The sequence below is a fragment of the Priestia sp. 3CA3 genome (assembly GCF_056836725.1).
In genome coordinates this window covers 16,400-31,899 of the sequence record NZ_JBXENJ010000021.1, presented here as the reverse complement: position 1 = coordinate 31,899, position 15,500 = coordinate 16,400, and the positions used below count along the sequence as shown (strand labels likewise).

Annotated in this window: 13 protein-coding genes; 4 read left to right on the top strand and 9 right to left on the bottom strand. The window is 34.8% G+C overall.

Translation table 11 applies throughout. From position 1 onward, the window contains the following. Positions 1-4,326 (top strand): Ig-like domain-containing protein (locus AC1VNJ_RS25895; RefSeq protein WP_482641535.1); only part of this gene is annotated, 4,326 nt, incomplete at its 5' end. A 1,097-nt stretch (positions 4,327-5,423) separates the two neighbouring features. Here AC1VNJ_RS25895 and AC1VNJ_RS25890 read toward each other — a convergent pair. From AC1VNJ_RS25890 to AC1VNJ_RS25880, 3 genes are all read right to left on the bottom strand, one after another. After that, positions 5,424-5,912: a spore coat protein gene (locus AC1VNJ_RS25890; protein ID WP_482641534.1), complete on the bottom strand. Its 489-nt coding sequence runs from the start codon at positions 5,910-5,912 to the stop codon at positions 5,424-5,426. 108 nt (positions 5,913-6,020) lie between these two features. Then, on the bottom strand, positions 6,021-6,722 hold the full coding sequence (locus tag AC1VNJ_RS25885) for a DUF1796 family putative cysteine peptidase (RefSeq protein ID WP_224980801.1): 702 nt from the start codon (positions 6,720-6,722) through the stop codon (positions 6,021-6,023). A gap of 211 nt (positions 6,723-6,933) precedes the next feature. After that, complete coding sequence (locus AC1VNJ_RS25880) at positions 6,934-7,338, bottom strand: DUF4183 domain-containing protein (RefSeq protein WP_014462102.1); 405 nt, start codon at positions 7,336-7,338, stop codon at positions 6,934-6,936. Positions 7,339-7,655: 317 nt separating this feature from the next. Between AC1VNJ_RS25880 and AC1VNJ_RS25875 the strand changes: the two genes are divergently transcribed. Next, positions 7,656-7,940: a DUF4183 domain-containing protein gene (locus tag AC1VNJ_RS25875; protein ID WP_224980802.1), complete on the top strand. Its 285-nt coding sequence runs from the start codon at positions 7,656-7,658 to the stop codon at positions 7,938-7,940. 85 nt (positions 7,941-8,025) lie between these two features. On the opposite strand, the gene AC1VNJ_RS25870 is transcribed toward AC1VNJ_RS25875, so the two are convergent. Then, positions 8,026-8,454, bottom strand: a complete 429-nt coding sequence (locus AC1VNJ_RS25870) for a DUF4183 domain-containing protein (RefSeq protein ID WP_482641536.1) — start codon at positions 8,452-8,454, stop codon at positions 8,026-8,028. 712 nt (positions 8,455-9,166) lie between these two features. Here AC1VNJ_RS25870 and AC1VNJ_RS25865 point away from each other — a divergent pair. Continuing rightward, positions 9,167-9,643 carry a hypothetical protein gene (locus AC1VNJ_RS25865; RefSeq protein ID WP_228307899.1) on the top strand — a complete coding sequence of 159 codons (477 nt, stop codon included), beginning with the start codon at positions 9,167-9,169 and terminating at the stop codon, positions 9,641-9,643. Between the two features lie 425 nt (positions 9,644-10,068). Then, on the top strand, positions 10,069-10,581 hold the full coding sequence (locus tag AC1VNJ_RS25860; protein WP_328153702.1) for an exosporium protein D: 513 nt from the start codon (positions 10,069-10,071) through the stop codon (positions 10,579-10,581). Between the two features lie 196 nt (positions 10,582-10,777). On the opposite strand, the gene AC1VNJ_RS25855 is transcribed toward AC1VNJ_RS25860, so the two are convergent. The 5 genes from AC1VNJ_RS25855 to AC1VNJ_RS25835 form a co-directional block, all read right to left on the bottom strand. Beyond that, on the bottom strand, positions 10,778-11,104 hold the full coding sequence (locus AC1VNJ_RS25855; RefSeq protein ID WP_482641533.1) for a hypothetical protein: 327 nt from the start codon (positions 11,102-11,104) through the stop codon (positions 10,778-10,780). A gap of 140 nt (positions 11,105-11,244) precedes the next feature. Continuing rightward, positions 11,245-12,300 carry a phosphotransferase gene (locus AC1VNJ_RS25850; RefSeq protein WP_328153706.1) on the bottom strand — a complete coding sequence of 352 codons (1,056 nt, stop codon included), beginning with the start codon at positions 12,298-12,300 and terminating at the stop codon, positions 11,245-11,247. A gap of 6 nt (positions 12,301-12,306) precedes the next feature. Continuing rightward, the gene (locus AC1VNJ_RS25845; protein WP_098627449.1) at positions 12,307-13,482 is read right to left on the bottom strand and encodes a carboxylate--amine ligase; all 1,176 of its coding nucleotides are present in this window, start codon (positions 13,480-13,482) and stop codon (positions 12,307-12,309) included. A 3-nt stretch (positions 13,483-13,485) separates the two neighbouring features. After that, positions 13,486-14,790 (bottom strand): glycosyltransferase family 4 protein, encoded by a 1,305-nt coding sequence (locus AC1VNJ_RS25840; protein WP_098627448.1) that lies wholly within the window; start codon positions 14,788-14,790, stop codon positions 13,486-13,488. Continuing rightward, positions 14,787-15,443 carry a PIG-L deacetylase family protein gene (locus AC1VNJ_RS25835; RefSeq protein ID WP_098627458.1) on the bottom strand — a complete coding sequence of 219 codons (657 nt, stop codon included), beginning with the start codon at positions 15,441-15,443 and terminating at the stop codon, positions 14,787-14,789. Before AC1VNJ_RS25835 ends, AC1VNJ_RS25840 begins: the two co-directional genes overlap by 4 nt. Positions 15,444-15,500: the final 57 nt, after the last annotated feature.

Here is a 15,500-nt window from a genome sequence, read left to right as displayed (position 1 = left end):
GTGGTCAATGGTGATGGAACGTTCACGTACACACCAAATGAAAATTACACTGGAAATGATACGTTCACAGTCCTAATAAGCGACCCGTCGGGTGCGTTCATAGTCACGAATGTACTAGTAATAGTAACGCCGGTGAACGATGCACCAGTGGTGCCAGACTATGCGTTTGTGATCAATGAAGATACGAATTTGAATAGCCAAGTGGTAGCAACGGATGTAGACGGAAACCCACTGACGTACAGGTTACTGATAGGTCCAGCAAATGGGACGGTGGTAGTAAATCCAGACGGCAGCTATAGCTATACGCCAAATGAGAATTATAATGGAGTAGATAGCTTTAGTGTGGTGGTAAGTGATGGCCAGGGAGGCACGGCCATTTCCACAATTACAATTACGATTCTACCAGTAAATGATCCACCAGTAGGCCCAAACGAGATTACGATTGTTACCCTTGAAGAAACACCTGTTACTAGCCAAATTGTAGCAACTGACCCAGATGGAGGAGTGCTCACGTATGCGTTACAGGATCCACCGACCAATGGAGTGGCAGTGGTCAATGGTGATGGAACGTTTACGTACACGCCAAATGAAAATTACACTGGAAACGACACGTTTACTGTGCGTATAGCCAATGCAGCAGGAGAATTTATCATCACAAACATATTTGTTGTTGTTATTCCAGTTGAACAACCACCTACTGTCCCAAATTATTCGATTACTACTCCTGAAAATCAATCTGTAACTGGCCAGGTAGTAGGAAGCGATCCGAATGGGGATTTGCTCACTTATCGTTTAGGCACTTCTCCAGTCAATGGAAGCGCCGTAGTAAATATAGATGGCAGTTTTATATATTCACCTAATTCTAATTATGTAGGTCCAGATTTATTTACGGTTATTGTAGAAGATTCAACAGGTCTCACAGCAGTGTCTATTGTAAATGTTACAGTTATCGACGTGAACAGTTCGCCAATTACAAGTGATGTTATCCTTCAGACTATAGAAAATGTAGCAATTAGTGGGCAAGTTTTTGCCACAGATCCAGACGATAACTTACTCATTTTTAGTTTATCGGGTACTCCTTTTAATGGAACAGCTGTGGTAAATCCAGATGGTACCTTTTTATATACCCCAAATCCTAATTTTATTGGTTTGGATTCTTTCACAGTGGAGGTAAGGGATAGTCGTGGAGCTAGTGCACAATCTCTTGTAACTATCAGTGTAATTCGAGTGAACCAACCACCGATTGTCGTAGATTTATCACTATCAACTGTACAGGGTCAGTTTGTAACAGGGCAAGTTCCTGCCTTTGACCCTGAAGGAGATCCACTAGTATATGGTCTAAATTTAGCACCACTTAATGGTACTGCCATTATTAATTCAGATGGAACATTTACGTACACGCCGAACCCAAGTTTTGTAGGAACAGATTCATTCTCTGTTTTTGCCAGAGATCCTCTTGGAAACCAGGGGTTTGGAACTATTACTGTAGAAGTTCAGTCTCAAGATTTACCGATTAGCGCTGAAGGGCTAACTTTAACTACTTTAGCAAATCAACCTGTAAGTGGGTCTATTGCTACTGTGAATCCAGCAGGCTCTCCATTAAGTTATGCTGTAGCCATTCCGCCATTAAATGGAACTGTTGTATTAAATCAAGATGGAACTTTAGTTTATACGCCCAATCCTGGATTCACAGGAGAAGATATCTTTGATATCGTTGTTATAGATTCAGCTGGAAATCAAAGTATTGCTAATGCTGTTGTGACAGTAGTAGTAGGAGACAGAATTTCAGTGGTAAATAGTGAAATAACGACTTTATTCAATACGCCAGTTTCTGGGCAAGTAAGTGCTACAAATTTGAGTGGAAACCAATTGTTTTATACGCTTACGTCTAATCCAAATAGTGGATCTGTCATAGTTAACCCAGATGGGACATTTATCTATACGCCAAATACTGGATTCTTTGGAACAGATCAATTTCAAGTACTTGTAAGCGATGTTCTTGGCAATACAGCTGTTGCAACTATTTCTGTTGTCACTCAGGGACCGATAGAACAGGCGCCAATTGTAGCTAATCAAGCACTATCAACAACCGAACAGCAGCCTGTAACAGGAAGTATTGTAGCTATTGACCCACAAGGAGAAGCATTAACTTATGCCTTACTTGGCGGACCAGCGAATGGAAATTTAATACTAAATCCAGACGGTACTTTCACGTATACTCCAAATTCAGGATTCATAGGAACAGATTCTTTTACAGTATCTGTTCAAAATGAGAAAGGTTTAAATGCAGCTACTACGGTTCAAATAACTGTTACACAATTGGTAAATCAAATTGTAGTCAGTAATACTACTGTTCGAACAGTAGAAGGGCAGAGTGTAAATGGTGCACTTTCAGTTCGAGATCAGCTAAATAGGCCACTAACCTATACCCTTAACAATCTCCCTGCTTATGGAACGGTTATCTTAAATCCAGATGGAACGTTTGTTTATACACCAACTCCTGGTGTGAGTGGAACTGATCAATTTGACGTTCTGGTTCAAAATGATCAAGGAGATCAAGCAATTGCTTCAGTTTTAATCATAATTGATTCAGTTCAAAGTACTATTACACCACAAGACATCACAGTACAGACTCAGCAAGGTGTAACTGTCTCAGGGACGATATCGGCCACTGATCCTTTTGGGAGACCAATTAGGTTTTCTTTAAATGCATCTCCATCCAATGGAACAGCTGTGGTAAATCCAGATGGAACGTTTAGTTATACACCAAATCCAGCATTTTTTGGCGTAGATAGTTTTACTGTGTTGATTCAAAATGACAGAGGAGACTCTGCAATTGGTATTGTACGGATAGTTGTTCAAGAAAATCAAGATAGCATTGTTGTAACTCCTCTTACGGTTCAAGGAGTAACTAACCAACCTGTTACAGGTCAAGTTACGGCAGTTGATGCATTAGGTGATCCATTAACCTATCAAATTCAGAGTTTACCTGCAAACGGAACAGTGAATTTTAATCCTGATGGTTCATTTATCTATACGCCAAACCTCGGATTTACTGGAATAGATTCTTTCACCGTAATTGTTACAAATAATCTTGGTCAGTCAGCAACAACTAGTGTTACGGTTTTAATTCAGGGAGTGAACGATCCAATTACAGCTGAAAATCAACTTTTAACCACGCCAACTGGTCAAATTATTGAAGGTCAAATTATCGCAACGGATGCATTAGGAAGGCCTCTTACCTTTGCTGTGGCTACCCCACCAACGAATGGAGTACTTGTACTACGAGCAGATGGAACGTTTAGTTATACACCAAATTCAGGCTTTGTTGGTCAGGATCAATTCGTGGTATCTGTAAGAAACAGTGACGGACAACAAGCGTTTTCAATTGTTACTGTCAATTCTACCGCAAGTAATAATATAATTACTCCAGGAGATAATACCTTTGCTACTTTGCAGGGGGTTCAAGTGGTTGGTAATATTCAGGTAACTAATTTGCTAGAACGTCCATTAAATTACACACTAGCAACAGCTCCTTTAAGTGGTAGCGTAACCGTTGATTCCAATGGAAGGTTTGTCTACCAGCCTGCACCTAATTTTGTAGGAACAGACACTTTTACTGTATTAGTACGAGATGATTTAGGAACAGAATTACTGGTAGTGGTAACAGTTGTAGTAGGCAGAGACCCTCAGCCTCCTAATGTGGAAGGGCAAGTAATAAAGTTATTTGTTAATACTCTTACTACTGGTCAGCTCATTGCTATTGATCCAAATTCTTTACCACTAATTTATCAAGCTATAACAAGTGCTCAAAACGGCCAGTTTAGAATTAATCAGAATACAGGCCAGTTCATTTATGTCCCTAATGTTAATTTTGTTGGGACCGATACGGTGATTATAAGAGTTACTAATTCGGATGGGGCTTCAAGTGAAGCAGCACTTACTTTCATCGTGGAAAGAAGAGTGTCGCCGACACCGACACCAGTTCCTGGTAAATCTAATACTAAAAAGAAATCGTTGCGAGATCCACGCAAAACTAAATCAAAAGGTAAATGTCCTATAAAGGTATCTGATCAATGTATAAAAGGAACCATTAACAAGAAAGTATGTGGTGAAATTGATGCTTGTACAGACAAAAACCTACCGCTTAAATATCAAATCTTAAAGGGGACGAAGAATGGTAGATTTAAACTTAATACGGAGACAGGGGAGTTTATTTACATCCCTAACGTAAACTTTACAGGAGAGGATTCAGCTGTTGTGCAGATCATCAGTATAGAGGGGACATCCGTTCAAGTTACTATTGAATTTGTTATAAGAAAATAAGTAGCAGCTAAAAAGCTATCCAACAAGTTATTTGTTGGATAGCTTTTTGAATTAAAGTTCATGATGTTTTGTACGTAGCGAGCATAATTGAATATACAAATAGTAATAATTGGCTTGATTTAATTTTATACATAAATTGAGGTGATATTAATGTATAAAATTGCAATATTAGGAAATGGTTGTTCAGGTAAAACTACACTAGCTGCACAGTTAGGTGAAAAATTACATATACCTATCCATCATTTAGATTTGTGGTTTAGAGAACCTAAAATGAGAAAAATATCGCAAATTAGGCAACGAAAGAGGTACTTTTAAAAAAAGTTAGAAAGGGTGTTAAATACAGCAAGTTGGATTGTTGAGGGATGGGGATATCTAGATACGTATGATTTACGTTTTAGTAAAGCCGATATTATTATTTTTTAGATGTTGTCCCCCAAGAATCTAAAGAACGATTTTTAATACGAGAACAGAATAAACAAATGCACATAAAAATAACTGAAAAATTGGTTAAACAAAGCTTTTACAAAATAGATAAATTTCATGAAGAAAACCGACCTATTATATTGGATCTTTTTCAGAAATATGAAGGAGAACCAGGGAAAAGCTTATTTCCTATTGCGAGAAAATACAATTTAGAACAATTACTTGCTACATTAAGAAATGGGAAATACGGATAGAAAAAATGTTTACTTATAGATAATTTATAAGTTACTGAATTACTCCATTTCCTTCTTCAAGCGTTACTTATTTGTCCATAGATATGGAATGTGTGCAAACACGCTTCTTTTTTATGAGTATTACATATGTATTTATGATGAATGAAAAACTCTTTTATAGTTATGGAAAATCTTTTACATAGAGGTTATAAAAAGTGTTTTGCTTTTTGTTGTGATATAGGCATTCTATAAGTGTAGTGGCTTTAGATAACTTTCTCTGTAATAAAATAGTGTACAGGCTGTAGTAGCAAAGAATTTTCAATAGCTTGTACACTGTTAGTTAGTTTATGAGGATATATTGAAGATACTACTTGTCATAACTCTGTTCGCATAGTATTTTCAACAATTCTATTAATAGGTCATTAAAGGGTCAATGGTTTTTTAAGGAGTTAGTAACAAGGTCAACGCTTGTAAAAAATTTTGTATAAAAACAGCTGTATCGTTATTCGATGTTGTTACATTGACACCTTTACTGTTTTTAACGATAACTCTTTGTCTATTTAATTGAAGTGACCTTGCGGTCTGGGAAACTTCTTGTAAAAACAGCCTTATTGAATTGGCATCGAGACCTATTGAAAGTAACAAAATGGTTAATATTTGTATGAAGCTTTGAAGAAATATGGTTGTTTGTGTATCTGTTGCAGTAATAGTAACATCACAGGAGTTTTTCACAAGAATGATTGAATCAGAAACTTGATCACTGAGGATCTCTTGTCTTGTATCAGTTTCAATAAGTGCATTGTTATATCTATTGGAACAAAAATAATTTTTCTCTGCACATCTTGTTTTTTTACAATTTTTTTCTTTTTTTCTTGAAGGTTTGGAATTTAGACAACTACAGTAGCACTTTCTTTTTTTAGAACAACTCAAAGTGTAACCTCCTTTATATGTTTCTATTATATTAATATGAAAATTAAGGAGGTTTGCTTGTATACTTGTCCCTTTTCTTTTATATATTATAGGAAAAAAGAGTAACGTTTAATTTAATAGTGTTATTCCGCTTAATAAATCATTCCAAACAGAAGTATTGGTGCAATTATCTCGCGAAACTTGAACCCAACAAATTTTGTCTTCAGGTGTTCCAAAATTCATGTCTTTTACTCCATGTAATTCTTCGTCAACAGTCTCAACTAACAGAAGGTTAAAGTTACCGTTAGTCATGTCTGTTAAAATTGATTTTAAGTTAATTACGTCTTCGTAGCTTGTGGGCATCCATTCATATCTTATAAATAACGTACGTTGACTTTGCGCGATTTGGTTAAGAAATGTTTGAATACGATGATCTAATCTTATTTTATAAGGTGGATATTGGGCAGACCAGTCTTGATTAGGAATCATGGGAAAGTCGTGGACAGAGTCAATGTTATATTTAATATCTGTAACATAATGAGATCTTATTGATTCAGAAGTTCCTGGTTTAAAAATAGGATATCCGTTATCATCCATATAATTAGCGAGTATGTCTTTTTCAACTATGTTTTCTACTTCCATAAAACCTTGAAACTTATTTCTTAATAATGTATTTACATCAGGGAGATAAGGAGATTGCATCCAATCGAGGGGAAACGAATGCTTTCTCAAGTTGCGACGTTCCGAATAAAGTGCTGGCCCACACCAGCTTCCTAAACCAGCTATCAAATGATAAGAGCCCTTGATATCTTGTAAGTTTATATTAATCACTCCTTTATTTTCTTACATTATTAATATATATAAAGGGATTTTAAATTGCTTGGACAATAAAAAGTATATTTATGAAAATCACCTTTTTGAGAGAATTATATGTCGAAAAAGTTATTTATAATTTATATTGAAATTCAAATTCTTAACGTCTTATATGTAAAAGAACATGACAACATTATAGATTTGTCATGTTTTCTTATTGGATATGGGTTTACGTATTAATTACGGTAGTGACAGATAACGTACTAGTTGGAGTTGAGGTAGAAGTTGCAGAGTGAGTAACAAATTCTACAATTACAGGTGCTCCAATCGTTACAGCATCATCAATGTTTAATGCTGTAGTAGATAAAGTGTAGACATTAGTAGGTTGCATGACTCCATTGATATATATATTAGCGTAAGAATTAGCTGTTACATCCGGCAAAGCTGTGATTGTTGCTCCTACATCATCAATAAAGCTTCCAGCAGGTATCGATGTGACTCCTCCTGCAACCATTGGGGCCGTTACAAATGTTGTAAATCTTGCTGGGGTAGGAGCCACACTCGTTGCTGTTGCTACTGTAATATCTCCAGCAATTGTACTAGTGGCTGTAAAAACAGGTTTAATAATAGGCATATGTCTTATTCTCCTTTCGAAGCATAGGATGTAGAAAGAATGTTAATATCCCCTCTATCTATTAATAGTCAGATTTCTATTATTTGCCACGGTCAATAGTCTATAGAGGTAGTCCAAATTTTTAAATGGTGAAGAATCTTTTTACCATTTAGGTCTTTTGCCGTTTCTAAATTAAAGTAGAAGAATAATAAATAGAGAATTAGCGTTGTTTTATATTTCCTTTAATGATTTCAAAGTGTATTCGTAAAGAAGCACTTTAAAATTTTAGAAAAAGAAGAGCGATAAATAATTCAATAATTAAGAAGGGAGGATCATAAATGCCAATCGTTAAGCCCTTTATGAATTCTTTAAGGTTTAGTAGCACTGCAGGAGCAGGAACAGGTACTGGCGCTACCTATAGTATTCTTGCTACAGCTTTTACTACTGATGGAGGAACAGCTGCTACAGCTTTTCCAACTGCTCCTGCTTATTATAATCTTTATATTAACGGGCAAATTCAAACAGGTGATACTTCAACAGTTACTACTAGTTTTATTACCATTCCTGATGGAGACACCCTTTCATCTGCTACCCCTATTGTGGTTGAGTTTGTTGTAAACTAACTAATGTATTCTATTTTTTAGCTGATTTCCCAACTGGGGAAGTCAGTTCTTTTTTTTATGACTATCTTAGAATTTATAAACTTTTTTATACTTCCTTATTAATTAACACAAATTGGATAATAATAGGAACCCCTTTTGAAGGTACTTCTTCTGTGAGTAAAGTTAAGCTTCCTTTTTGAATTTGATAATTAATATGAGGCTGTAGAATACCATTAATAAATAAATTGATATAAGAAGCTTCTTCAGGTGCCAATATTTCAGTGGTTCCGTATTGAGCTATCCCATCATTATTGGTATATAGGCGTTTTTGACCATCTGAAAAAGTAAAATATAATAAATTAGTGGAGGGAATTAAATCTGAGAGTGGAGGCCCCTGAGGCCCTTGAGACCCCTGAGGCCCCTGAGGCCCTTGAGACCCCTGAGGCCCCTGAGGCCCTTGAGACCCCTGAGGTCCCTGAGGCCCTCGAGGACCTCTGTACTTTTGATTACAGAGGTTATGGATGGAACAAAACACCAATATAGATTGTGAATTGGAAACATATACAGAATGGGGTGATCTGTAACAATGAGCTTTTCGTTTCTTTTTTTTGTAAGAGATCTTTTTACAGAGAACGTATCTACGTATCAAGTGTCAATACCTCCTTTTATTGCAATTTCATCTACCTTAAATCAGTGAAGGGGAGAGTAGACATACAAGAAGGATAAAAGAAGAAAGGTAACCTTGAGGTTCTTTATACATTAGAGTAGTTAATTATAACTTGACCTTTTATAGCTGTTATAAGGAAAAGATGAAGAAATATTACTCTAGCGACTTTTGTCCAACATATACATTCACACGTGTCTTCTTTATCTGAAATGATTATATATAGGTTTGTTAACAAATATTAAAATAACTGTAAGTTTTTCAGTTGTTTCTTCAAATAGAACTTCCAATACTTATGGTATTCATTTACTTGGTAAATGAGCGCCTAATGATAGTATAAGTGCTATAGAATCTATAACCTAAGAGTGAATCCTACTGATAACTAGCATCATTCGGGCTCACTGTTTAGGAGCATTATCGATACAATTTTTACCTCTTCATCCACCAAGTTTATTAAGTAAATAGGTTTCACTCTAAAACGCCTTAACTACATAGCGTATACAGGATGTAGTTAAGGCGTTAGCAGGAACAATAAAGATTTGTATTGAATGTATATACAAATTGTATAAATGAGGTGATAAGGTTGGGGAAATTGGATAAGTACGCTCGGCAATCAAAAGCAAAAGAACCAAGTAAGGTTTTGCCCATTCGGTTACCGGAAAGCATATATGAGCAATTTCGACAACGTTGTGAAGAGTTAGGGTTATCTATGTCTGAAGCTGGATATTTGCTCATTAAAGAAGAATTAGAAGATGTTCTATACAACGCCAGTACAAATGAAGTTGCTGCAACTACACAGCGAATACAAAATCGTATACATAGTGAAAACACTTTGTATACAAAAGAAAATACAGCTAAATCTCCTTTTTTTTCTACGAGGTGGACGTCAATTAATTATGAAGTTGAAAACGAATTACCTTGTCCTTTATGTCATCAATGGTATAGCAAAGCGAATTTTTCTCGCCATGCCAAAAACCATAGTACCACTACTAAAGAGCTTTTAGAAAACAATGAAGATATAGTTTACGAAATGATTAATGAACGTAAACTAACTCTGTAAACAATTTATATGAATTTGTATAGGTGTAGAGATTCACCTTTTGATCCCAGGAAAACACCTGAGAGGGCACAAAAGGTGAATGTTCTAATTGTTAAAATAATCCTGCATGAATGCATTTTCTATTCACCAAATGGTGAGGGGGTGAAATTCTGCAATTAAAGCATTGTATTGTACTTGAATTTTACATCTTTGTTTACGCCTGAAACTTCACTACTACTGTTTCTATTAGCTTATCAAACAACCAACCTCTGCGAAATTTCTACTCTAATTTTCTTATCTCTACATACAAATAATTCCTTTAACGTGTTGTTAACCTGAAATTAGATAGTCGAATAATCACTTTTTTTATGAAAATGACTATTATTGGACAAGCACACAAACATTTTATAAACAAATGAATAAAATAGTATATAAATAAAAAAGGAGTGATTATTATAAAAAGCTATCGTCACCATAATAAAAACGATGAATTATATTATGTAGAAGCTGCTTACCCATCTAAGGGTTCATATAATAAGAAAAAAGAGAATGAAAAATTCTTTATTGAAAATCATACAATTGAGGGTTCTGGAACCAATTTAACAGGAAATATCCCGTTAACTATTGCAGTTCCTGCCAATGCTATAGATGTAACTGTTTTTGAAGACTTTACTAGAAACCATAACAAAACGCTTCTTCAGTTATCAGCTGCAGCTACTGGCGTTGGTGTAGCTACTGGTCTTACGGTATCAATTTTTGTTAGAGGATCTAGACTACCGATCTCAGCGACTATACCTGCAGGTTCTACAAGAGCTTTTCAAGTTGAAAACTTTGAAAAATTAACTGTTTCGAATCCTTCTGCTACTACGGCTGGAACTTTAAATGTCTTTATACAGAAGACATTCTGTATTGGTTGTAATAGTCAAAATAAAAAATCCAATAAAGGCTGTTGCTTCTAAAATAGCAAAAAAACCACCATGCACAATTTACTTTGTGCATGGTGGTTTTTTATTACTAGAAAATTTTAAGTATCTTGATTACTGCAGCTATATTTTAGACATTCTGTGAAAAAGAAAAGGGCTATTAACCCTAGAGCCAATAGTCCTTTCTTAATACTTATTTAGTTACAAGTAATTAGAGTTAGAATTGAATAGCTTAATTGTAGTAACTTTTGCTGCATTTACATTTATTTTTAGCATAGTCTTTCTCGTAAAAGACAACTTTATCTTTGCCATAGTCTTTTTCGTGTTTGTCTTTGCATTTATCTTTGCCATGATCTTTTTCGTGTTTGTCTTTGCATTTATCTTTGCCATGATCTTTTTCATGTTTGTCTTTGCATTTATCTTTGCCATGATCTTTTTCGTGTTTGTCTTTGCATTTATCTTTGCCATAGTCTTTTTCTTCTTTATTTTTACGCATGTCATACATCGCTTTTAAGCAGTGTTTACTTTCTTCATTAGAATCATAATAAAATTTAGTCAAATAAATTCCCTACCTTTATTTAAAATTGGTGTTTCTATATATTGTATTTTTGAACAGGGGAATTGCTTGTACATTAAGGTAAAAATAGCTTTTAGACTATTGTTAAATCGATAGTCTAAAAGCTATTTTAAAAAATCTATTTATTCGTATATTCCTAGTTCCCTGCCCCATGTTGAAATTTTTTCAAGGTGGTAACTTAAGAGCTCACCTTCGCGATTATCAGCAATCCTTCTCAATTGAGTATGAAGGCCTCTTTCTAAGGTTCGCTGGAGGTAGGCCATTTTATAAAGAGTCATAGGGTTTGTTTTAAACGTAATTCCGTATTTCTTCATTTCCTCCACGTACAGACGCACACATTTAGTACGTATTGTTTCTGCATTGGCTTGCCAATCTTTTCTGAAGCCTAGCAGTAGTTCTACTAATACAACCATGTCAAACCATACTGGAGAGTATTTTGCTGACTCCCAATCTATGAATTGAATAGGCCATGGTTCATGATCTGTAACATTTTTGCTACATATGTTTTGCATATGCAGATCGCCATGGGTGATAGCTGATCCATTTTTAATTAATTCAGGGAAGAAATCTGGTCCTTTATTGTATAGCTTAATTAATGATGGATAATAGGGTTTTATAATATGACTAATCCGGTCATCTTTTATTGCTGTGTGCAACAGATCAACTGTTTGATTCATAGATTTGGTCCTAGTCTTTTTTGTAGAAGTATAAACAGGGAGCCAATCTTTCCAAACGTTCTCCTTCTTTTTGAACCTGTTTTCAAAAGTTTGAGCATGAAGTTTAGCTATACTTGGGATAATATATTGAAAGTGAGACGGAGAGAAGGTCAATTGTCCACGTATTTGATTAACGAATTCCATAAAGATCCACGTTTCATTTTTTACTGTTTCTACAAGATAAATACGAGGCAAAAACTCTTTTAAAATTGGGTAAGATTTTTTATAAATATTGATTTCTACTTCATTTTTGTAGGCGGTTGAATTGTAGACTTTAAAGATAATTGGATAATAACCATTTTTTCTTTGAAGCAGTAATTTATATATACTACTTCGTTTTGTGGATTTTAAACATTTAATTTCTGAAGGAATAATTGTAACTTTCTCACTAATCGAATTAGAAAGTTTTTCTGCTATTTTTAAATCTTTAATCCGATAATAGAGTGCCTTAAAATCATACATTAGTAGTCATTCCTTTCGCTTACGTTTCCACGTATTAACTAAATGAGACCATGCACTTCTAAAAAATGGCATTGGGTCATTCCATGCAAATAAAGCAAACTCTTTTTGACCTTGCAGCCCCCGATAAAAATCTTTGAATGTCATTTGGGAAGTTTTTTTCTTTTGAAGGAAAGTAAGGTAATATCTTATAAGATAAATCCATTTAATACCATCTATTTGATTCAATCTGGGTTCCGGATTTTGGTTAGTGAGGTATAAATAATAGGTGTAGGCAAAGTCAATACCTGAGGGGCCTGTGAGACTATGGGTAAGCCAAAAGCGAGGGTTTATTTCAATGAATTTATAAATTCCATCTCTTGGATCCTTTTTGAATTCAGCCATACCTATGCCTTTGAGCTTTATTTCTTCAAAAAATGGGATACATATATCGATAAGCTCAGGAACTCTCTTACTGACAATATGAGCACCTGTCCCAAATTCCGCAGGAAACTGATGGTTTTTTTGTAAGGAGAATAATGCAAGTAGTTCCATATCGTCGTTATAGAGAGTAGCTACTTTATAAAAACATTGGTTGTCTCCTGGAATCAGTTCTTGAATAACTAATTGTCCACATTCTCTATAAAAACAATAATCATCCCTTAACTGCTCAGGAGTATTAAATACAATTGCTTTTTTGTTAATTTTTTTTCTGAACTCGTGGCCGAGAACAGGTTTTAAAATACATGGAAATTCAACATTTAAGATAGCTTCTTCCAGTTCCTCTTTACTATCTATTACATATGTTTTTGGACATGGAATATTATGCTTGACGGCAAGCTCGTAAGTTTTGTTTTTATCAAGCACTTGCTCAACTAAATCATCAGCAGGTAATAAAAACAAGAAGTAATTTAGCAGTTCATCTCGATTTTTGGAAATGAATTGCACATAGTCATCTGCTCCTGTATATAAGACAGGTTTTGAACCAATTTTTTTTGATAAGTTAATTAAGAAGTTTAATAGTTTCTTTTCCTCAGTTAAGGGACTGGGACATATACTGCAAGTAGCAAGGCGTGATTTTCCTATTTTGTACGGTTTTTTTGTGTCGAAAGCGTAAACATTAATGCCTTTTTCTGCTAAGCTTCTAATAATACCAATTCCGTTAGCACTCAAATCGAGAACAACTGCAGAGTGTGCATGGTTCATACGTTAATTCATCTCCCAAAAATCAGTGTACAAATGTTTTATTTTTCCTATCATGCTGTCTATAGTTAAGTGTTTTCTAGCATGAATCTTTGCATCCGTACTCATTTTATTTCGTATCTCTTTATTTGTAATAAGAAATTTTAGTGCATGTGCTAGCTGTTCAGGGTCTCCAGGTTCAACAATAATACCGGTTTTATTATGCTTTATCAGCTCAGGAATACCCCCGCAATTTGTGGAAATTACAGCAGTGCCACTATGCATAGCTTCAATTATCGAAAGGGGTAAGCTATCATTGATTGTTGGAAGCACAAAAATGTCAGTTTTGTTTAAGAGTGAAGGTACATCATCTCTGGAACCTAAAAAATTTACCATTGATAAACCTAGAGCCTTTTTCTGTTTTTCTAATTTCTCTCTCATTTGTCCATCACCGACGATTAATACCTCCACATTGGAAGTGTATTTTTTTAGGCGTGCCAGTGCGTCAAACAGATAATTATGTCCTTTTCGAGGACCAAGCCTAGCTACGCATGTAATCACTAGTTTTTGTGAGTCCTTTTCTTTTCCTTCTCTTTGATTCACTGGATAATCAATTCCCGTAATAACTGTAGTAATGTTTCTATTTTTAGCTCCTAGTTTTATTAAAGGTTCACGAAATGAATCACTTAAAACAATAATATGACTTGCATATTCTATCGCTTTACTTTCAAGCTCCGTAAAATATGCTTCTTCTACGGAACCTTTTTTAATTATGTTAAATTTGAGTCTATTAGATGTAAACATGCCATGAGGTGTGAAAAATAAGGGTTTATTATAAAATTCATTAAACCTTCCCAGAATATTTGCTGTAAACAAATCTTGTGCATGAAGAATATCGTATTTCTCTAAATTCATTGTTTCAAGCATTTTTTCGTATACATATATAAGCCTTTGATGATTTACAATTCTCTCATTGTAACTTCCATAGCGTTTGGTAAACAAATGTTTTAGATTTGGGGTAGCAATTTCTCGAAATTGCTTTACTTTTGAAGTTGAAAATTGATTAGGGGAAATAATGTCTACTTTATGTCCCTGGCTTTTTAAACTTTTACTTAAAGTAGCAATATAATTTGAAAGTCCACCTACGTGAGGAAAGCTCCAAAAGGTAGCAATTAAAATAGAAAATTTCTTTTTTGAACTTTTTTTTGATGAGCTTCTTCTTTTAGGAGTTTCCTTTGCAACGAATTTTTTAGGAGAACGTGATTTAAGTCCGTAATATTGATCTAATGTTTCAATTAGATAGGGGTAGGGAAAGGCAATCTCATGGTTCATTTCCAAACCCTCCTTATAATTTCAAAAGCTTCAGCATAAGGTACGCCAACACTCATGCCTCTTAGCCTTCCTAAGTACTCAATACCTTCATAAGAACGGGGATGAGGGAACGCTCTCATTTCAAGATCATAATGTTTAAGGGCATTAAGTTTATTTTCCATAGTGTCCGTAACATCTACAAAGTAATTCGGTTTAAATGTTTTTTCACAAGCAAAAGCACCCCATTCACTCGATGAAACGGTTTCAAATGTAATTAATTCTATGGGGGGCGTACAAGGAAGTGGCCTAGCTGCAGTTAATACTGCTTGAAACGTAATCTGATGATCTTTATTTAAATCTCCATAGTGATGTGTAAAAATCTTGATGGGTTTGTATCGTTTGATAAGTTGTTCAATCTCTTTAGTTAACTCGTGAAGAGGAATCATTTCTAGTTCCAGATTGACATGCTCAAGAAATATTACTTCTTCAATGCCAATTTCTTTATTGGCAAGTCGACCAAATTTTTGAATGTGATGAGCTTCTTCCTTTCGTCCTAAAGCAGTAATTACCGAAATTACTTTATACCCTTCATTTACAAATTTTTTTAAGGTTCCTGCAGTTCCCAATAGTTCATCATCAGGATGAGCCCCGATTACTAATATACAATTGCTCATATCTGTGCCTCCTGTAGCTTTTTCTTCTATACTTGTACTATAAACAATATATGAGCT

Excerpts from the sequence above, each read along its gene's own strand:
- AC1VNJ_RS25875 (WP_224980802.1), top strand. The coding sequence starts at position 7,656 with ATGCCAATCGTTAAGCCCTTTATGAATTCTTTAAGGTTTAGTAGCACT.
- AC1VNJ_RS25880 (WP_014462102.1), bottom strand. The coding sequence starts at position 7,338 with ATGCCTATTATTAAACCTGTTTTTACAGCCACTAGTACAATTGCTGGA.
- AC1VNJ_RS25845 (WP_098627449.1), bottom strand. The coding sequence starts at position 13,482 with ATGAACCATGCACACTCTGCAGTTGTTCTCGATTTGAGTGCTAACGGA.
- AC1VNJ_RS25835 (WP_098627458.1), bottom strand. The coding sequence starts at position 15,443 with ATGAGCAATTGTATATTAGTAATCGGGGCTCATCCTGATGATGAACTA.
- AC1VNJ_RS25840 (WP_098627448.1), bottom strand. The coding sequence starts at position 14,790 with ATGAACCATGAGATTGCCTTTCCCTACCCCTATCTAATTGAAACATTA.
- AC1VNJ_RS25850 (WP_328153706.1), bottom strand. The coding sequence starts at position 12,300 with ATGTATGATTTTAAGGCACTCTATTATCGGATTAAAGATTTAAAAATA.